Source organism: Achromobacter sp. Root83 (assembly GCF_001428845.1).
Taxonomy (GTDB): domain Bacteria; phylum Pseudomonadota; class Gammaproteobacteria; order Burkholderiales; family Burkholderiaceae_B; genus Achromobacter.
The window spans coordinates 122,058-141,580 of record NZ_LMIU01000002.1; the positions used below are offsets into that span (position 1 = coordinate 122,058).

Annotated in this window: 17 protein-coding genes; 10 read left to right on the forward strand and 7 right to left on the reverse strand. The window is 66.8% G+C overall.

The features are described 5' to 3' along the window. Nucleotides 1–23: 23 nt before the first annotated feature. The 7 genes from ASE30_RS06010 to ASE30_RS06040 all read right to left on the reverse strand — a co-directional run bounded on the left by ASE30_RS06010 (nt 24) and on the right by ASE30_RS06040 (nt 7,288). On the reverse strand, nt 24–1,442 hold the full coding sequence (locus tag ASE30_RS06010) for an amidase (RefSeq protein WP_057283386.1): 1,419 nt from the start codon (nt 1,440–1,442) through the stop codon (nt 24–26). Nucleotides 1,443–1,627: 185 nt separating this feature from the next. Then, the gene (locus ASE30_RS06015) at nt 1,628–2,590 is read right to left on the reverse strand and encodes a Nudix family hydrolase (protein ID WP_057283387.1); all 963 of its coding nucleotides are present in this window, start codon (nt 2,588–2,590) and stop codon (nt 1,628–1,630) included. Beyond that, nucleotides 2,583–3,449, reverse strand: coding sequence for an ATP-binding protein (locus ASE30_RS06020; RefSeq protein WP_057283388.1), 867 nt, complete (start codon nt 3,447–3,449; stop codon nt 2,583–2,585). Before ASE30_RS06020 ends, ASE30_RS06015 begins: the two co-directional genes overlap by 8 nt. Nucleotides 3,450–3,455: 6 nt before the next feature. Further along, entirely contained in the window at nt 3,456–4,682 is a 1,227-nt protein-coding gene (gene argJ, locus ASE30_RS06025; protein WP_057283389.1) for a bifunctional glutamate N-acetyltransferase/amino-acid acetyltransferase ArgJ, read from the reverse strand. A gap of 111 nt (nt 4,683–4,793) precedes the next feature. Then, nucleotides 4,794–5,834 (reverse strand): hypothetical protein, encoded by a 1,041-nt coding sequence (locus ASE30_RS06030; protein WP_057283390.1) that lies wholly within the window; start codon nt 5,832–5,834, stop codon nt 4,794–4,796. A gap of 46 nt (nt 5,835–5,880) precedes the next feature. Then, complete coding sequence (locus ASE30_RS06035) at nt 5,881–6,375, reverse strand: MarR family winged helix-turn-helix transcriptional regulator (RefSeq protein WP_057283391.1); 495 nt, start codon at nt 6,373–6,375, stop codon at nt 5,881–5,883. Continuing rightward, nucleotides 6,368–7,288 carry an alpha/beta hydrolase gene (locus tag ASE30_RS06040; protein WP_057283392.1) on the reverse strand — a complete coding sequence of 307 codons (921 nt, stop codon included), beginning with the start codon at nt 7,286–7,288 and terminating at the stop codon, nt 6,368–6,370. Before ASE30_RS06040 ends, ASE30_RS06035 begins: the two co-directional genes overlap by 8 nt. A 265-nt stretch (nt 7,289–7,553) precedes the next feature. On the opposite strand from ASE30_RS06040, the gene ASE30_RS06045 reads away from it, so the two are divergent. The 10 genes from ASE30_RS06045 to ASE30_RS06090 all read left to right on the forward strand — a co-directional run bounded on the left by ASE30_RS06045 (nt 7,554) and on the right by ASE30_RS06090 (nt 18,990). Further along, nucleotides 7,554–8,720, forward strand: coding sequence for an ABC transporter substrate-binding protein (locus tag ASE30_RS06045; protein WP_057283436.1), 1,167 nt, complete (start codon nt 7,554–7,556; stop codon nt 8,718–8,720). Nucleotides 8,721–8,916: 196 nt separating this feature from the next. Further along, nucleotides 8,917–9,837, forward strand: a complete 921-nt coding sequence (locus ASE30_RS06050; RefSeq protein WP_057283393.1) for a branched-chain amino acid ABC transporter permease — start codon at nt 8,917–8,919, stop codon at nt 9,835–9,837. Next, nucleotides 9,837–10,802: a branched-chain amino acid ABC transporter permease gene (locus ASE30_RS06055; protein ID WP_156407559.1), complete on the forward strand. Its 966-nt coding sequence runs from the start codon at nt 9,837–9,839 to the stop codon at nt 10,800–10,802. The genes ASE30_RS06050 and ASE30_RS06055 overlap by 1 nt, the downstream gene beginning before the upstream one ends. Before the next feature lie 20 nt (nt 10,803–10,822). Next, complete coding sequence (locus tag ASE30_RS06060; protein WP_057283395.1) at nt 10,823–11,599, forward strand: ABC transporter ATP-binding protein; 777 nt, start codon at nt 10,823–10,825, stop codon at nt 11,597–11,599. After that, on the forward strand, nt 11,599–12,303 hold the full coding sequence (locus ASE30_RS06065; RefSeq protein ID WP_057283396.1) for an ABC transporter ATP-binding protein: 705 nt from the start codon (nt 11,599–11,601) through the stop codon (nt 12,301–12,303). The genes ASE30_RS06060 and ASE30_RS06065 overlap by 1 nt, the downstream gene beginning before the upstream one ends. A 313-nt stretch (nt 12,304–12,616) precedes the next feature. Next, nucleotides 12,617–14,602 (forward strand): biofilm regulation protein phosphatase SiaA, encoded by a 1,986-nt coding sequence (gene siaA, locus ASE30_RS06070; RefSeq protein WP_200964393.1) that lies wholly within the window; start codon nt 12,617–12,619, stop codon nt 14,600–14,602. Between the two features lie 22 nt (nt 14,603–14,624). After that, a complete protein-coding gene (siaB, locus tag ASE30_RS06075; RefSeq protein WP_057283398.1) occupies nt 14,625–15,164 on the forward strand; it encodes a biofilm regulation protein kinase SiaB in 540 nt (179 codons plus the stop codon). A 38-nt stretch (nt 15,165–15,202) separates the two neighbouring features. Further along, entirely contained in the window at nt 15,203–15,580 is a 378-nt protein-coding gene (gene siaC / locus ASE30_RS06080; RefSeq protein ID WP_057283399.1) for a biofilm regulation phosphoprotein SiaC, read from the forward strand. Then, nucleotides 15,577–16,374 (forward strand): biofilm regulation diguanylate cyclase SiaD, encoded by a 798-nt coding sequence (gene siaD / locus ASE30_RS06085; RefSeq protein WP_057283400.1) that lies wholly within the window; start codon nt 15,577–15,579, stop codon nt 16,372–16,374. Before siaC ends, siaD begins: the two co-directional genes overlap by 4 nt. A 39-nt stretch (nt 16,375–16,413) precedes the next feature. Beyond that, complete coding sequence (locus ASE30_RS06090; protein ID WP_235515190.1) at nt 16,414–18,990, forward strand: EAL domain-containing protein; 2,577 nt, start codon at nt 16,414–16,416, stop codon at nt 18,988–18,990. Nucleotides 18,991–19,523: the final 533 nt, after the last annotated feature.

Sequence of the window (19,523 nt, forward strand, 5' to 3'; positions counted from 1 at the left end):
GCCCGGCGATGCCGCTCGAATGACTACAGCCCGACCGCCTTCAGGTCGGGGTGCTGGCGGTGCCAATCGGTCACGGCCTGGAAGGCCATTCCTATCCTGCCCAAGGTGCCTTCGGCATGGGGCTTGCCCAGCAACTGCACGCCCAGAGGCAGGCCGTCGGCGGTGAAGCCGGCGGGCAGGGCCAGTCCGGAGGCATTGACATAGTTGCCGGCGCGCGTAAAGGCGGCCAGCGGCGTGCGCGCTTCGTCCACGTCGTCCAGGTGGCGCGCGCCGAAAGGCGCGCAAGGAGTAAGCACCGCGTCGATGTCGCGCATCCAGTCCAGCCAGTCCTGGCGGGCCTGTGCGTGCGCCTGCAGCGCGGCGATGTAGTCGGCGGCCGATACGCTTTTGCCGGACAGCACGCGGGCGCGGACGTACTGGCCGATGGGCTGGGCGGGGTCCTCGATGTAGCCGCGGTGGACGGCATAGGCCTCGGCGGCGATGATCAGGCCGTTGCGCTGCATCATCTCGCGGAAGTCGAAGGGGAAGGGCGTTTCCGCCACCTCCGCGCCCAGGGCGGTCAGCACGCGGCGCGCGTCATCCAGCGCCGACAGCGCGTCGGCCTCCACGGCGATCGGGTGCTGCGATATCGGCATCAAGGCAATGCGCGCGCCGCGCAGCGGCTGCGCGCCGCTGGCGGGCTCGCGGTACCGGAAGGCGGGCGAGCCCAGCGTAAGCGGATCCTGCGCGTCGGGGCCGGCCATGAGGGCAGTCAGCAGCATCGCATCGCGGGTGTCCCGCGTGAGCGGGCCCAGGGTATCCAGCGTGGTCGACAGCGCCACCGCGCCATGCAGGCTGATCAGCCCGCGCGTGGTCTTCAGGCCGGTGACGCCGTTCAGCGCCGCCGGTATCCGCACCGAACCCCCCGTGTCCGAGCCCAGCGCGGCGGGCGCAAGGCCAGCCGCGACGGCCACGCCGGATCCGCTGGACGAGCCGCCGGGAACGCGAGGCCGGTGCAGGTCCCAGGGATTGCGCGGCGTGCCCATGACGGGGTTGGTGCCCCAGCCGCCGAACGCGAATTCCACCATGTGGGTCTTGCCCAGTATCACCATGCCCGCATTCAGCAGGCGGGTGACGGCGGTGGCGGTGACGCCGCTGCGGCGATCGCGCCAGGCCTCGGAACCCGCCGTGGTGATCTGGCCCTGGATGTCGCACAAGTCCTTGACCGCCACCGGCACGCCGTCCAGAGCGCTGAGCAGCCCGTAACCGGCGCGGCGGCGCGCGTCGGCGGCTTCCGCCAGCCGCAGGGCCCCGGCGCTGTCGACGCTGACGTATGCGCCCAGCGCGGGATTGGCCTGGGCGATGCGGTCCAGGAAATGGCGCGTCAATTCCACCGAGCTGTAGAGCCCCTTGGCCAGGCCGTCCGCCAGTTCGCCGAGCGTGGCAAATGCGATTTCAGACATGTTTTCCTCTGGTTGATGCCATGCGCCCGAGCGCCAGGTTCACGCAAGCCCGCCGCCGCGCGGCGGCTTCGAGAGCAGGTTGCATCGGCGTATCGATTCGGTCTATGCGCGCTTTCCCGCCTGGCATCGGAAATGCAACGGCCCATGCTGGGCATGGGCCGTTGCGTCCTGGCGCTTGCGGGGGCTCAGATTACGCCGCGTATCCCGGCTATGCCATGCGCGCCATGGCGCAGCGCCTGCGATACGGTCTGGGTGGATTGCCCGCCCAGCGCGAACACCGGAATGCCGGCGTCGCGATTGCCTTCCACGAAACCTTCCCAGCCCAGCGCTTGCGCGCCGGGGTGGCTGGGGGTGTCCAGCACGGGGCCCAGCACGGCGAAGTCGGCGCCGATCTCGCGGGCATGCACGACCTGGGCGTTGTCGTGCGCGGACACGCCGACCAGCGCGTTTTTGGGCAGTTCGGGGCGGGCGGCAAGACGCGCCGCATCCGCCGTGCGCAGATGCACGCCGTCGGCTTCCTTCCACCAGGCCGTGGGATGGACGCTGTTGACCAGCACGCGCGCGCCGGCGGCGCGGCAGCGCTTCTGCACCTGCTGCAGGACCTCGTGCAGCGAGCTGGCGCCCACGCCGTCCGGCCACTGGGGTTCGCGGAACTGCACGAGCTTCACGCCGCGCGCCAGCGCCGCTTCCAGGCGGCCCAGGAACGGCGCGATGCCCGCCCGCGAGCCGATGGCGCCGATGCCGTAGGTGGTGGGTAGCTGCAGCCAGCGCAACGGCGGCAGGGTGGCGGGCAGCAGATCGCCCACCGAAGCCGCGTTGGCCGGATTCACCCATTCCAGGCGCTGGTTTTCCAGGCTTTGCGGTTCGCCTTCCCAGCCGGTGACGTGGCAGAACGCCAGCCGTACCGTCGTGTGCGGGTAGACATGCACGTAAGTGACCCAGGGGCGCGACTGCGTCACCCGTATGCCGATCTCTTCGTGGAGTTCGCGGGCCAGCGCTTGCAGCACGGTCTCGCCGGGTTCGAGCTTGCCGCCCGGCAGTTCCCACCAGCCCGACCACGGCTTGCCCTCGGGCCGCTGGCCCAGCAGCAGCATGCCGTCGGGACGCAGGATCAGGCCGGCGGCGACGTCGACGATCTTTTCAGACATGGCGGGCCGCCCAGTCGCGCGCGAACTGATAGGCCACGCGGCCGGACCGCGAGCCGCGTTCGATCGTCCATTGCAGGGCTTCGGTGCGCGACGGTTCGATGTGCGCCTCCGGGCAGCCCAGCTCGCGCAGCCAGTGGTACACGATGTCCAGGTAGTCGTCCTGCTTGAAGGGGTAGAACGACAGCCACAGGCCGAAGCGCTCGGACAGCGAGATCTTTTCCTCGACCGTTTCGCCCGGGTGGATTTCTCCGTCGGGCTGGTGCTTGGCCTGCAGGTTCTCGCTCATGTATTCCGGCATCAGGTGGCGCCGGTTGGACGTGGCGTAGATCAGCACGTTGTCGCCCGAGGCCGACACCGAACCGTCCAGCACCGACTTCAGCGCCTTGTAGCCGGGCTCGCCTTCCTCGAAGGACAGGTCGTCGCAAAACACGATGAAGCGTTCCGGCCGCGCGGCGACCAGCTCGACGATGTCGGCCAGGTCGCCCAGGTCGGACTTGTCCACTTCGATCAGGCGCAGGCCACGGCCGCCGTAGGCAGCCAGCATGGCCTTGACCAGCGAGCTCTTGCCGGTGCCGCGCGCGCCGGTCATGAGCACGTTGTTGGCCGGCTTGTTCTCAAGGAACTGCAGCGTGTTGCGGTCGATGGTGGCTTTCTGGCGCTCGATGTGCTGGAGGTCCTGCATGTCGATGCGCGCGACGTGGCGCACGGCGTCCAGCCAGCCGCGGGCGCCGCGCTTGCGCCAGCGGAAGGCGTGCGCGCTCCAGTCGATCTCGGGAGTGGCCGGAGGCAGAAAGGCCTCGAGCTGCGCCAGCACGCGTTCCGCGCGCTGGATGAGGGTGGAGAACTCGGTTGCCGTCATGGCTGATCAGGAGCGGTAGTCGGCGTTGATCGACACGTACTCGTGCGAGAAGTCGCAGGTGTAGACGGTGTCGCTCACCTGGCCGCGGCCCAGTGCGATACGCACCGAGATCTCGGCCTGCTTCATGACGCGCTGGCCGTCGGCTTCCTGGTAGGCGGGGTTGCGGCCGCCGTCCTTGGCCACCAGCACGTCGTCGAGCCACAGGCGGATGTTGGACACGTCCAGGTCGTCGATGCCGGCGTAGCCGACGGCGGCCAGGATGCGGCCCAGGTTGGGGTCCGACGCGAAGAAGGCGGTCTTGACCAGCGGCGAATGCGCCACGGCGTACGCCACCTTCAGGGCCTCTTCGGTGGTGCCGGCTTCTTCGACGCGGATGGTCATGAACTTGGTGGCGCCTTCGGCGTCGCGCACGATCTTGGTCGCCAGGTCCAGCGCGGCGGCCGTCAGGGCCTCGCGCACGGCCGCGTAGGCGGCGTCGCTTTCGCTATTGACGGTCACGCCGGACTTGCCGGTGGCCGCGATGATGAAGGAGTCATTGGTGGACGTGTCGCCGTCCACGGTGATGCGGTTGAAGGACGCGTCGGCGATTTCCACGGCCAGCTTGCGCAAGAGCGGCTGGGCGATGCCGGCGTCGGTGGCCAGGAAGCTCAGCATGGTGGCCATGTTGGGCCGGATCATGCCCGCGCCCTTGCTGATGCCGGTGAAGGTGACCGTCTTGCCGCCGATCTGCGCCTTGGCCGACGAGATCTTCGGCAGCGTGTCGGTGGTCATGATGCCGTGGGCGGCGCTGGACCAGTGGTCGGCCGCCAGGTCGGCGATGGCGCCCGGCAGGCCGGCGACCAGGCGGTCCAGCGGCAGCGGCTCGAGGATGACGCCGGTGGAGAACGGCAGGATCTGCGCGGCGGGCACGCCCAGCAGCTTGCCCAGCGCTTCGCAGGTGTCCCGGGCTTTCTTCAGGCCTTCCTCGCCGGTGCCGGCGTTGGCATTGCCGGTGTTGATGACCAGCGCGCTGATGGGGCCGCCGGCGGCCAGGTGGGCCTGGCAGACCTGCACCGGGGCGGCGCAGAAGCGGTTGCGCGTGAACACGCCCGCCACGCTGGTGCCTTCGGCCAGCCGGAACACCGTCAGGTCACGTCGGTTGGCTTTGCGGATGCCTGCCTCGGTGACGCCGATTTCTACGCCGGCAACAGGAAAAATTTCGGACTCGGAGGGGATCTGCAGATTAACGGCCATGACTTCGTCTCTTGAAGTAAGCGGGACGGAACCGCCGCCAGGCTAGGCGGCGCGCGGGGGAAAGCTTCGTATTATCCCACCGCTTTGCGGCAGGGACTTGTCAGTGGAAGGTCAGGGGCCGATGCGCATGGCGGCCACGTCCAGCACGCCCGCTTCGCGGTTGCCGAGCACGCTGCGTACCGTGCCGTCCGGCGCCTGCAGCACCGACTTTCCTGCGGGCACGTCTTCGCCGCCGGCCCGGCGCGCGGACCGGCCGCGCGAGGGCGAAAACAGCAGGTCGCCGGGCTGGGCGCCCTTCACGCGGGGGTTGGCGGACAGCACGCGGGTGCCGGGCGGGTAGCTCATGTCGCCCAGTACCGTGTCGCGGGCCATGAGGCCTTCGAAGCCCACCATGCGACGCTGGCCGTCCAGTTGCATGTCCACTTTCAGCAGCGGGATCTTGCCGACGGTCAGGGAGTCGCTGCCCTCGGTGCGCAGCAGCCAGCGCGGGGCGGCCCCGGCCGCGTCCAGCGGCGTGCCGCGCGCGGCCTCCTCGACTTTCAGCCAGGCGCCCGGGGGCACCGGCTGCTGGTCGAGCGTATTGCCGATGGCCAGGTGGCAACTGGCGAAATGGGGTTGCCCGCCCCGCATGACGAATTCGATCCGGTGCCCGTGCGCGCAGAGCCAGCCTTCCAGCGCCTGGTCGCGCGCGATTTCGACGGACAGTGTTTCCGCCTGCCTGCTGGAGGCCGGGTAGCGGAACAGGCGCGAGGCGGAGATGCCCTGGATGGGGGCGGGGTGGGCTTCGGGAAAGACGGCGCGGTCGAACGAGGCCAGCTCGCCCGGAGCGGCCAGGCTGAGCACGGTGCCGGCGGGCATCTCCACGCCCGCCAGGCGGGTGGGCTGGGCCAGCACGGTCTTGCGGCTGTCGTCGGCCCGCGCTTCGCGCTGGGCCGAGAACCACAGGCTGAACTGCTGGTAGGGGAAGATGGCGCCGACGACCGCCAGGCAGGCCATCAGCAGGGTGCCGAAGCGCCGGTGTCCGCCCAGCCACTGGCGGGCGCCGCGGGACGTGGCCAACACGGCCAGCCAGGTCAGCAGCGTAGACAGGCAGGCCAGCGAGGCCGCCATCAGCACGTAGAAATTACCGCCAGGAAGGGAAACCGGAATCATGGCGGCAATTATGCGCCAATCCGCGCGCCGGTTTCCGCTAGGGGGATCAGTCCTTGGCGGATTCCGAGCGGGTGGCCACGACCTGCAGCTTGAGTTCGCCCAGCGCCTGGAACAGGGCGTTGCGGCTGGCCTCGGGCAATTCGACGAACATGGACTTGACCCAGGATTCATGGGCGCGCGCCATGCGGGCGAAGCTCTTTTTCCCCAGGGGGGTCAGCTTGATCAGCGAACTGCGGCGGTCGGACTCGACCTTCGTGCGCACCACCAGCCCTTCTTTTTCGAGCTGGTCGGTGATGCCGGTGATGTTGCCGTTGGTGACCATCATGTGGCGCGACAGTTCTCCCATTTTCATGCCCTTGGGCGCGCGCTGCAATTGCGCCATCAGGTCGAAGCGGGGCAGGGTCGTGTCGAATTCGTTGCGCAGGCGGCTGCGGATCTCGCCTTCGATGAGATTGGCGCATGTCAGCATGCGCAGCCATAGCCGTAGCGCGTGGTGATCGTCGGGCGCGGCGCGGGATTCCAGGTCGGGGGCGTCAGTCATGGCTAGGAAGATTACCGGGAATTCGTTGTGAAGCGGGCGCCAGACCCATCTGATCGAAGATGGCTCGTGTCAGCGGGCTGTGCGGATCGTTGAGCGTCAGGACGATATCGTAATGATTCGTGCCGGGCATGGCGACGTATTGGCCGGGAAAGCCGCGTTCGCGCCACGCGGCCAGGTAGTCGTCGCTTTGGCGCTTGAACTCGTCGGTTTCGGATTCGCCGTAGCTGACCACCAGCGGGCAGCCGGTCTGGGGCAGATGCAGCGTCGGGCTGTTGCGGATGGCGTCCGCCTCGGTCATGCGCATCCATTCGTTGATGTGGGTGTGCACCACCGGACGCAGGTCGAACAGGCCGGACAGGGGCGCGGCGCCCCGGATCACGTCGGGTGGAACCTCGTAGCTGGCGTGCCAGCCGCCGGCCAGCAGCGCGCCGACCAGATGCCCGCCGGCGGAGCTGCCGCAGATGTGGATGCGGGCAGGGTCCCCGCCGAACCTGGCGATGTGGCGGTGTATCCAGGCCAGCGCGCGGCGGTTCTGGTCCACGATGCGGTCCAGCGTCACGGCCGGGGCCAGCGAATAGTTCACCGACACGACCACCGCGCCCGCCTGCGTGAACGCCGGCGCCATGCTGCTGGATTCGTTCTTGGACAAGAGGCGCCAATAGCCGCCATGGATGAACACGAATACCGGCGCGCCGGGCGTGCCGGGCGCGGTGCTGGCGGCGGGGAATATATCCAGCATTTCGTCGGGGTGGTCGCCGAACGGCACGTCCAGCGCGCAATCCAGCGTGCGCCGCGCGGTGGCGCTGTCCTCGGCGTATTTCTTGAGTATCGGCTGGATGTCGGGTACTGTCCCGCGAGCGTTGTACTGGACGTCCAGGCCGGCGCGGTCGTAGTTGCGGTAGAGGGTCGTCATGGCAGTTTGCTGATCATGGCAGTTCGGTAAAAACCCTTTAGTAAAAACCCTAGACTTGTTTTGACGAATACTTTAAACCTAAACTATGAACCACGCCAGCCATCCCGTGCTGCAAAACGGGATCGCGGCGTTGCAGGAAACTTTCTTTGCAAGCACCAGTTTGACGGCGGCGCAATGGCGCCGGCAGGCCGGGCATAGAAGTCTGTCGAATCGCACCTTCAAAAAGAACACCCTCTGCGCGGGCTCGCGCACGGAGCACACCACCATGCGTTTGATCACTTCCCTACTGGCTGCCGCCGCCCTGGTTCCGGCTCTGGCTTCGGCCGATCCCGTCAAGGTCGGCATCGCCAACGATATCTCCGGCCCGTTCGCGGCGCTGGGCGCCGAGGCCCGCGACGGCTTCAATCTGGCCATCAAGCAGTTGGGCGGCAAGCTGGGCGGACAGCCCGCGGAGTTCGTGCAGACCGACATGGGCGGCAACCCCGACCAGGCCCGCCAGCTCGTCACGCGCTACATCCAGCGCGACAAGGTCGATTTCTTCACCGGGCCCATCGGTTCGAATGTGGCGCTGGCCGTCGGCCCCGCGCTGTTCGCCGCCAAGGTGCCCTACCTGTCCAACAACCCGGGCCCCAGCCAGTTCGCGGGCGCCCAGTGCAACACCTACTGGTTCGGCACGTCCTACCAGAACGACGCCTTCCATGAGGCGGCCGGCAAGGTCGCCGCGGACCGCGGCTTCAAGAAGATGTTCATCATGGCCCCGGATTACCCGGCCGGCAAGGATGCCCTGACGGGCTTCAAGCGCGGCTACAAGACCGCGCCCGGCGACGAGGTCTACACCAAGCTCGGCCAGATCGACTACGCCGCCGAAATTGCGCAGATCCGCGCCGCCAAGCCCGACGCCGTCTACATCTTCCTGCCGGGCGGCATGGGCATCAACTTCGTCAAGCAGTTCGTGTCCGCCGGCCTGTCGCAAAGCGTCAAGCTGATCGGGCCGGGCTTCTCCGCCGACGAGGACGTGATCCAGGCCGTGGGCGAACCGATGCTGGGCATGTATAACACGGCGCAATGGGCGCATGACCTTGACGTGCCGCAGAACAAGGCCTTCGTCGAAGCGTTCCGCAAGGAATACAACGGCCGCTATCCGTCGGTGTACGCCGCCCAGGCCTACGACGTGATCATGGCCATGGACGCCGCCGTCAAACAGGCCGGCGGCAAGGCTTCGGACCGCGCTGCCATCGTGAAGGCGCTGGAAAAGGCCGACTACCCCTCGGTGCGCGGCAGCTTCACCTACGGCAAGAACCACTACCCCATCCAGGCCTACTACCAGCGTGTCGTCGACAAGGACGCCAGCGGCCGCATCACCAACAAGCTGGTGGGCAAGGTGTTCGACAAGTACCAGGACGTCTACGTCGGCGACTGCAAAAATATGTGACCCCCCCGGAGCGCTGCGCGCTTCCCCCCGGGGGGCGTCGCAGCGGACCGGAAAAGCCGGATCCGCGCGACCCCGCTTGGGGGCGGACAGGCCATGATTCGAGCGCTGCGATGTTCGTTGCGGGATGCAGGTTGGATAGCTTTGGTGAATTGATCGCGGGGGCCCTTCGGCGACGCGCGGCAAGGGGGAAGTTTTCATGACGTTTACGCTGATCGTCGAGCAATTGCTGAACGGTCTGCAGTTTGGGTTGATGTTGTTTCTGATCGCGGCCGGGCTGACCCTGGTGTTCGGCATCATGGACATCATGAATCTGGCTCACGGCTCGCTCTATATGGCCGGCGCCTATGTCGCCGCCGAAACCATGCAGCGCACGGGTTCGTTCACCGCCGCCGTCCTGGTGGCGGCCGTCGCCACCGGCCTGGTCGGCATCGCGCTGGAACTCACCCTGATCCGCCGGCTGGCGCTGCGCGACCACCTGGCCCAGGTGCTGGGCACCTATGCGGTCATTCTCATCGCCAATGATCTGGTCAAGATGATCTGGGGTCCGGCCCCGGTCATGCTGAACATGCCCGCCGTCCTGTCCGGGCCGGTGCGCCTCCTGCCCGACCTGCTGTATCCCGCCTACCGCCTCATGATCATCGTGTTCGGCGTGGCCGCGGCCGCGGGCCTGTACTGGTTCGTGACGCGGACCCGGGCCGGCGTGCTGGTGCGGGCCGGCGCATCCAACCGCCAGATGGCCACCTTGATGGGCGTGCGCGTGCCTCTGCTGTTCCTGGGCGTGTTCGTGCTGGGCGCCATGCTGGCCGCCGTCGCCGGCGCGCTGCTCGGCCCGATCACCTCGGTGCAGGTGGGCATGGGCGAAGAGATCCTGATCCTGGTGCTGGTGTGCATCGTCATCGGGGGCATAGGCTCGATCCGGGGCGCCTTTGTCGGCGCCCTGCTGGTGGGCATGGTCGACACGGCGGGGCGGGCCTTCCTGCCGATGCTGCTGCGCCAGGTCTTCTCGCCGGCGGTGGCCTCCAGCGTCGGGCCGACGCTGGCCGCCATCGCCATTTATGTATTGATGGCGGCTGTGCTGGTGTTCCGGCCCTCCGGCCTGTTTCCGGCGCGGGGTTGATCATGAGAACCAAACTCTGGACCGTGGTCCTGCTGGCCGCGCTGGCGGTGTTCCCGCTGGTGGCGCCGATGCTGGGCCTGGATTTCTACATTTCTTTCGTGCGGCGCGTGCTGATCTACGCGCTGGCCGCGACCAGCCTGAACCTGATCCTGGGCTACGGCGGCATGGTGGCGCTGGGGCATGCGGCGTTCTTCGGCGCGGGCGCTTACGCGGTGGGCATCCTGGCCATGTCGGGGGTCACGTCCGCGCTGATCGTGTGGCCCGTGGCGATGCTGCTGGCGGGCGTGCTGGCCTGCATCACCGGCGCGATCTCGCTGCGCACGCGTGGCGTGTACTTCATCATGATCACGCTGGCGTTCGCGCAGATGCTGTTCTATATCTTCATCTCGCTGCGCCAGTACGGCGGGGAAGACGGGTTGAACCTGCCCGGCTATTCCACCTTGCCCGGCATCGATCTCGCCAATGACGTCAGCTTCTATTATCTGGTGCTGGTGCTGTTCGCGCTGCTGATGTGGGTGTTCGGCCGCGTGGTCGTTTCACGCTTCGGCACGGCCCTGCAAGGCATCCGCGAGAACGAGTCGCGCATGGAATCCATGGGCTACCCGGTCTACCGCATCAAGCTCATGGCCTTCACCCTGAGCGGCGCGGCCGCCGGCCTGGCGGGCGCCCTGCTGGCCAACCACAACCTGTTCATTTCGCCCAGCCTGATGCACTGGACCCAGTCCGCCAACCTGCTGATCATGGTGCTGGTGGGCGGTATCGGCCTGCGCTACGGCGGCGTGGCCGGCGCGGTGGTGATGCTGACCCTGGAAGAAGTGCTGCGCCTGTGGACGGAATACTGGCACTTGCCGCTGGGCGTGCTGCTGCTGTGCGTGGTGTTTGGCGCGCCGCGCGGTCTGGTCGGGCTGTTCGGCCCGTTGTTCGGCGGACGCGCCGCCCCGCAATCCGGCAAGGTGGGCTCATGACCGTCCCGATGAATGCTTCGATGAACGCCGCCGCGAAGGGCGGGGCGCCCGCCCTGGAGGCCCGCGGGCTGGTGCGCCGGTTCGGCGCGCTGGTGGCCACCGACAATGTGTCGTTGTCCCTGAACCCGGGCGAGATCCACGCCCTGATCGGGCCGAACGGCGCGGGCAAGTCCACGCTGATTCACTTGCTGTCCGGCACGCTGTCCGCCGATTCGGGCTCGCTGACCGTGGGAGGGCGCGACGTTACCGGCATGAATGCGCACCAGCGCGTGGCGGCCGGGCTGTCGCGGTCCTACCAGATCACCAATATCTTCAAACAGTCCAGCGTGCTGGACAACCTGGTGCTGGCCGTCCAGGCCCACTCGGGCAGCAGCTTCCGCTTCTGGCAGGCGCGGGCGGCCGAGTCCGCGCTGTATGAGCAGGCGCGCGAGCTGGCCCGGGAATGCGCCATCGACGCCAGTCTGCTGGAACGCCCGGCCGGCACCCTGCCGCACGGCGAGCAGCGCAAGGTGGAGTTCGCCCTGGCGCTGGCCGCGCGGCCGAGCGTGCTGCTGCTGGACGAGCCCATGGCGGGCATGGGCCCCGACGAGACCGTCCGCCTGACCGAATTGATCGAATCCATGCGGGGGCGCGCCGCCATGCTGCTGGTTGAACACGACATGCAGGCGGTGTTCCGCCTGGCCGACCGCCTGTCGGTGCTGGTGTATGGCCGCGTGATCGCCACCGGCAACCCGGACGAGATCCGCGCCAACCCGGAAGTGCGGCAAGCCTACCTGGGCGACGAGGAGACCGCGTGATGCTGACCATTGAATCGGCCAAGAGCGGCTACGGCGCGAGCCAGGTGCTGTTCGGCGTGGACCTCGAGATCGGCGCGGGCCAGGTCGTGACCTTGCTGGGCCGCAACGGCATGGGCAAGACCACGCTGCTGCGCACCCTGTTCGGCCAATTGCCGCTGCGCGGGGGCAAGATCCATTTCGCGGGGCAGGACATCAGCGGCTGGAGCCCGGACCGCATTGCACGCGCCGGCGTGGCCATCGTGCCCGAAGGGCGTCAGTGCTTTCCCAATCTGACCGTGCGCGAACACCTGACCGCCTTCGTGGCGGCCCGCAATCCCGACATCGGCGCGCCCTGGACGCCGGAGCGCGTGTTCGAACTCTTCCCCAGGCTGGCGGAGCGCGCCCGCAACATGGGTAACCAGCTTTCGGGCGGCGAACAGCAGATGCTGGCGATTGGCCGCGCGCTGGTGACCAATCCCCGGCTTCTGATCCTGGATGAGGCCACCGAAGGCCTGGCGCCGAAGATCCGCGAAGAAATCTGGAACTGCCTGGCGCGCCTGCGCGCGGCGGGGCAGACCATCCTGGTGATCGACAAATATGTCGAAAGGTTGCTAAGCCTGGCGGACCAGCACGTCATCCTCGAGCGCGGCAAAGTCGTGTGGAAAGGCGACTCCAAAGCGCTCGACGCCGACCGCAGCCTCTGGGAACGCTACCTGGGCGTGTAGCAATAAAGCCGCACTGCCGCGGCGCGAGTGGTAACGGTGGCTGATATAAATCGCAATAAATCAAGATTTATATTGCTGCGATGAAACTTAAGGTGTCTACGGCGCATCCAGACGTTTGCACCTGTATCAATTACCCCCGCTGTTCTCTACACTAGCCGCGCCAGCAGCACCGAATCGGTGCGCGGGCGATCAGGCTCATGGCTCAAAAGGCGGGGGCATCAGCGGGCGACGGGCCGATCACGGCCCTGCCGCCGGCCCGCGCCGTCCCCTGCCGCGCACATGACTTCTTATCAGGCTGTCAGGAAGACTTCGCATGGCGAAATGGGGTTTGCGCAGGAAATCACTAATGGCGCTGCTGTTGGCGTGTCTTGTCGCCTTGGCGCCGGCCGCGCTGATCGGCTGGCAGGTGCTGGACGGGGTCCGGGACCACTTTGGCCGCGCCTTTGCCGATAATTTCACGCAGTTGAACCGCCAGCGCATCCTGGCTCCGGTATCGCGCGAACTGGCGCTGTCCCAGCGGCTGGCCGATAGCGAGGTCACGCGCCGCTGGCTGCGCAACGAGAGCGATCCCGCCGCCCGCGAACTGTTCTTCCGTGAAGCCGACGGCTACCGCCGCGACCTGCTCGGCCGCGCTTATTTCATCGCCAGCGCCGCCTCCGGCAACTATTACTTCAACGACGACCAGCCGTTGTCCGAAGAGCCGCGCTATACGCTCAGCCGGAACGCCGCCGATGACGGCTGGTTCTACGCCACGATCGCCTCCCCCGCCAAGTACAACATCAACGTCAATCCGGATCTGAAGCTCAAGACCACGAAGGTCTGGATCAATGTCCAGGTCCGGGACGGCGACAGGGTCATGGGCCTGACGGGCGCGGGCCTGGACGTGGGCGGCTTTCTGCGCGAGTTCGTCAACAGCGGGCAGCCTGGCGTCACGCCCATCATCGTCGACGAAAAAGGCGCCATCCAGGCCCACATGAACCCCGCGCTCATCGCCTACAACTCGGGCGCGGGCGGGGCGGGCGGCCAAGGCATGGTCTTCAGCCTGCTGGACGCCAACGAAGGCCGCGCCGAACTGCTGTCGGCCATGCATGCCGCGCAGGCCGACCCGCAGTCCGTGCAATCGGCCTGGGTGAAGATGGACGGCGTGCGCCAACTGGTTTCCGTGGCCTACATGCCCGAGCTGCACTGGCATGTGCTGACGGTGGTGGATCTGGGCGCCGCGCGCGTGCTGGATACGGATTGGCTGTGGCCGGCCGCGATCGGCCTGGTGGTGCTGTTCGCCGCCATGCTGCTGTGCTTCGGCTACGCGATCGAACGGCTGATGCTGCGCCCCTTGCGCCGCCTGCAGCAGTCGGCGCGCGCCATCGCCGACGGCAGCTATGACGTGCGTCTGCCCCCGGGCGGCCAGGACGAGATCGGCGACCTGAGCCGCGCCTTCGGGGTGATGGCGGACAAGGTGCGCAAGCACACCGCCGAGCTGGAAACCAAGGTCCGCGAGCGCACTTCCGAACTGGAGGACGCCAACCGCGCCATGGCGGCCGCCCACAAGAAGATCGGCGACTCCATCGACTACGCCAGCCTGATCCAGCGCGCCATCCTGCCCGACCGCCAGTTGACCCAGTCGCTGGGCGCGCACCACTTTGTCCTGTGGAAGCCGCGCGACGTCGTGGGGGGCGACTTTTATGTGTTCCGTTCGGACGGCGTCAACTGCCTGCTGGGCATCATGGACTGCGCGGGCCACGGCGTGCCCGGCGCGCTGATGACGATGCTGGCCCGCGCCGCCATCGACCTTGCGATCACCGAGGTCGGGCCGAACGATCCGGCGGGCATCCTGACACGCACCGACAACGCCATACGCGCCATGCTTGCGGATGCGCAATTGCCCCGGGCCCTTGCCACCAACACCGATGCGGGCCTGGTATATATTGACCGCGAAACTGGCCGTCTACTGTACGCGGGCGCGAAGATCAGCCTGTATGCAAGCGATGGCGAGAGCCTGCGCGAGGTCCCTGGTGGCAAGCGCGCGCTGGGCGACAAGCGCACGGGGATCTACCAGAACATTGCACTGCAGATGGAGCCGGGCTGGACGTACTACCTGGCGACCGATGGATTCCTGGATCAGGCGGGCGGCGAGCACGGTTTTGGCTTTGGCAACACGCGTTTTGCCGAAATGCTCAAGACGCACGCCCGGCGGCCGTTAACCGAACAGGCGGCCGCGTTCACTCAGGCGCTCGCCGAATACCAAGGTGGCCGGCCGCAGCGCGACGACATTACCTTGCTGTCTTTCCGTTTCGAATAATCGTTATCAGGGCGATACCCTCATGAATGCCTCCGATCTCTACGCACTGGGCGAGCGGTTCGACCAGAACCGCACCCTGTTGTGTTTCAACGGGCCGATTTCCCGCAGCCTGATCGAAGAAATCGGCAACGCGCTCAAGAATTACCTGAATGCCGAGCATGTGCGGCCCGCGGAAGCCATGGACGTGTTCTCCGTTTATATAGAAATGATCCAGAATATCCGCCAGTATGCGGCGTTGAATGGCGATGTGGACGCGTCGGCCACGGTGGTGATCGGGCGTCGCGACGAAAGCCGTTATGTGGTGTCGGCGGGCAATCTGGTCAACTCGCAAGACGGCCACAATCTCGTCGCCCGGATCCAGGAACTGGCCGCGCTGGACAAGGCCGCATTGAAGGCCGAATACAAGGCGCAGCTACACAAGCCGCGCACCCAGGGCGTTGCTTCGGGCGCGGGCCTGGGGCTGATAGACATCGCGCGCCGCGCCGGCGCTCCGCTGGAAGCCAGCCTGACCCCCGCCGCGCAGGCGGGGAAGGCATTCTTCAGCCTGAGCGTCGTGGTCTGAGGGCGCGCCCGCTTCAAGGATTATTTTCGGAGTATTTGATGAAAGACCTGAACATTCCCGGGACCCAGTCCACGCCCGCCATTACCGCCGACGCAGCCGCCGGCGTGCTGGCGATGCGCGGCGATTCCTATCCCGAGAATTCCTTCGAACTGTTCGGCCCTGTCATCGAATGGGTCGAGGCGTACCTGCAAACCAGTGCCGCGCCCCTGAACCTGGAACTGGAACTGCTGTATCTCAATACCAGCAGCATCAAGTCGGTCATGGACATCTTCGATGTGCTGGAGGCGGCGCATCGCAAGGACCGCCAGGTCAGCGTCACGTGGTTCTACGACATGCGCAACGAGCGCGTCGGAGAGCTGGCCGAGGAATTCAAGGAAGACTGCACCTTTCCGTTTTCGGTTGTCGGCCGCCAATGAAACCGGGCGCCGCCGAACTGGATCAGCGCATCGCCGAGCTGCTGGCGGATCCGGCCTATGCCGGCCATCCGCTGCGCGAGGCGCTCGAGGCGCTGTGGCGGCACACTGGTGAACAGATGACGCGCATCCAGCGCGTGACCCAGCTCTCGGACGCCTACCAGACGATGGCGCACGAGCGTGAACTGGGGCTGTGCGACCAGTTCGACCGGCAGTTGCGCCGCCTGACCCGTATCGCGCGGATCTCGGATCACTATCAGAACATGATGCGCGATCTGAACCGGGCGCTCGAAGAGACGTCCAGCCGTGATCCCCTGACCGGTTTGCTGAACCGGCGCGCGCTGATGGAGATGATCAAGCAAGAGGTCCAGCGCGCCTCGCGCAGCGGCGACAGTTTCGTTGTCGCCATGCTGGACGTGGATCATTTCAAGGCCGTCAACGACCGCCATGGCCACGAAACCGGCGACCGGGCGCTGGTCGAACTGGCCGGCGTGCTGGTGGAAAGCCTGCGCGATTACGATCTCTGCGGCCGCTGGGGCGGCGAGGAATTCCTGGTGCTGCTTCCCAATACCCAACCGGACGCGGCCCAGGCCGTCATGGACCGGCTGGTCGGCGACGTGCGCGGGTTGGCCGTCGCGGCGGGTGGGGATGTCTTGAGACTGACCGTGAGCATCGGGATGGCGTACCACCACTTGGGCGAGACTTTCTCAGAGACGCTCAGCCGGGCGGATCAGGCGTTGTACTTGGCCAAGCAGGACGGACGCGACCGCGTCGCCCTTGGTTTTCCCAAGCGCTGAATGAACCCGGAACGGCTGTTATCCGGTATGGAGCCCCTTATGCTTGATTCTCACCTTGGCGGTTCGAGCGCGACCCCCAAAGGCTCCGCGTGGCAGGTGGACAATTACCTGACGTCGATGAACCGGGCGCTTCTGCTGTTCGACTTCGACGCAACTGGCGCCTTGCTGAACGCCAACGCAAATTTTCTGGCCGCGGTGGGCTATGCCCACGACGAAATCCCGGCCCTGCGCCACGATATGCTGTGCGACAGCATGGACGAGGGCAAGGGCATCGCCAGCGGCGAACGGATCTGGGCGCGGCTGCGCGGCGGGCAGCACTTCTCCGGCACGTGCCGCTACCGCCAGAAGGACGGTAGCTCGCTCTGGATCGAGGCGACCTACCTGCCCATGCTGGACGATGCGGGCGAAGTCGGCCGCATCTCGGTGATTTCGCGCAAGTCGATTGCCGATGCCGAACGGCAGGAAGAAGTCCGCCTGTTGCTGTTGGGCATCAATGAAACCGGCAACGCGGTGGCCGTGTCCGGCTGCGATGGGCGCATCGTTTACGTGAACGATGGCTTCCAGCGCATGCTGGGATTTTCGCGCGGCGACGCGGTGCACCAGGACCTGGGCGAACTGCTGGCCGGCGGCCGGCCCGACGGCGGCACGCGCGAGGAACTGCACAGGCGCATCGCCTGCCGCGAGGGCTACCACAAGGACGTGCTGGTCTACGACCGTGGCGGCAAGCCGCTGTGGGTTTCGGTGATGGCCAATTCGGTGTTCGACGACCGCGGCACGCTGGTCAACATCGTGGATGTGTTGACGGACATCACGCCCACCAAGGTGCATGAGGTTCTGCAGCGCCGCGTGCTGCAGGCCATGGTCAATGAGGCCTCGGTGGTCGAGGTCATGAACATGGTGTGCCGCGAGGTCGAACGCCTGGCGCCCGAGGTGGCGGCCACGGTACTGCGCGTGGACGACGCCGGCCTGCTGCGGCCGTTGGCGGCCCCCAGCCTGCCGCAGGCCTATGCGGATGCGTTGGACGGCGTGGCGATCGGTCCGCAGGCGGGCGCCTGCGGCACCGCGGCGTTTCTGGGGCGTCCGGTGATCGTGCCGGACATCGCGACGGATCCGCTTTGGGACGATTACCGGCATCTGCCGCTGCCCGAGGACATCAAGGCGTGCTGGTCGTCGCCCATCAAGTCCAGCGACGGCCGGGTGATCGGCACTTTCGGTTTCTATTTCCGCGAACGCCGCCTGCCGGATGATTTCCATCACCGGCTGGTGGATGTGTGCGTCTATCTGTGCGCGTTGGCGCTGGAGCGCGAGGAAGCGCGTGCGCGCATTCGCCAGTTGGCGTTCTACGACGAGCTGACGGGGCTGCCCAACCGGAATCTGCTGCTGGCGCAGGCCGAGCAGGCGATCGCGCGCGCCGAACCGGAACGCAAGCGGGTTGCGGTGCTGTTCCTGGATCTGGACCGCTTCAAGCAGGTCAACGATACGCTGGGCCACCCGATCGGCGATGCGCTGCTGCGCGATGTGGCGCAACGTCTGCGCCGTCTGGCGCGTCCGGCGGATATCGTCGGCCGGCTCTCCGGCGACGAGTTCGTGATGCTGATGCCGGAGTTCGAGCACGGCCGGTTGACCGCGGCCGCGGAACACATTCTGCTGGCGCTTGCCCAGCCGTTCTCGGTGGGCGGTATTACGCTGAATCCGTCGGCCAGTATCGGCATCAGTGTCTTCCCGGAGAACGGGCGTGACATGGACACGCTGCTGCGCCATGCCGACATGGCGATGTACCAGGCCAAGACGGCGGGCCGTAACCGCATTTCGTTCTTCAGCGCGGAGATGAACCGCCAGGCGCAGGAGCGGCTGGCGCTGGAAGCCGCGCTGCGCGATGCGCTGGAGGCGAAGGCGTTGCGGCTGCATTATCAGCCGCAGGTGGGGTTGAAGAATGGCAGCCTGTATGGGGTGGAGGCGCTGGCCCGCTGGCGCCATCCGACTCTGGGCGATATTTCGCCGGCGCGTTTCGTGCCGCTGGCCGAAGAGTGCGGCCTGATCGGGGATCTGGGCGACTGGGCGCTGCGCGAGGCGTGTTCGCAGCTTGCGGTCTGGCGCAACAATGGGCTGCGGGTGCCTTCGGTGTCGGTGAATCTGTCGGCGACGAATTTTCATAATCTGAACCTGCCCCGGATGATTGCCGCGACGTTGGCGGAGTTTGGTCTGGCGCCGGCGGATCTGATGCTGGAGATTACGGAAGGCGTGGTGCTGGACGCGACGGCGGGTACGCTGCGGACGATCGCGGAGCTGCACAGGCTGGGCGTGCGGCTGTCGATGGATGATTTCGGGACGGGATATTCGAGCCTGGGGCATTTGCGGCGGCTGATCGTGGATGAGCTGAAGCTGGACCGCAGTTTTGTGCAGGGGCTGGAAAGCGACGATGCGGCCAGGGCGTTGACGAGCGCGGTGATACGGATCGGGGAGAGCCTGAGTCTGCCGGTGGTTGCCGAGGGCGTCGAGAACGAGGAGCAGCGGCGGTTTCTGATCGAGCAGGGGTGTGCGGCGGGGCAGGGGTTCCTGTTTTCGCCGCCTTTGCCGGCGGGGGACCTGGAGGAGTGGCTTCGGGGGCGGTTTTAGGCTTCGATTGTTTGATCGTTTGATCGGTGTTCGATTGCTGCTTGCTTGCTTGGTTGCGGCGGGTGTCGGTTCTTTTGGCGCCTGGCGTGGCGGGGGCCTGGGGTACGCGGGGCTGCGATTGCGGCCCGGAGCCTTCGCTCCGGGCTGCCCCTGCGTCAACCTCGTACGCCTTCGGCTCCCTACGGTTTCCCTTGGGCTTATCGACGCCCCGCGTACCCCAGGCCCCCGCCTCGCCAGGCTCCGGTGATTGAAGCTTCACGGACGCTGGGGCGGATGGGGTTCTTGAGGTTCTTGCCCGCTTGTTTTGAGTGATGGATGATCTTGCGGGGCCTGCCCCCGGCCGGCCGCGCGGGCGGCCTTTGGGGGCTTACGCGTTGTCTTGCGTCTTGCGTTTGCTTTTGCATCCTGCCCGTCGCGTCTGCTTCCTGCGTTGCACATCCGCGTTGCGCCGCATCCCGCATCCCTCGTCCTGCGTCCCCTATCCCAAGTCCCGTATTTCGCGTCCAGCGTTCCGCATCCCGCGTCTCGCGTCC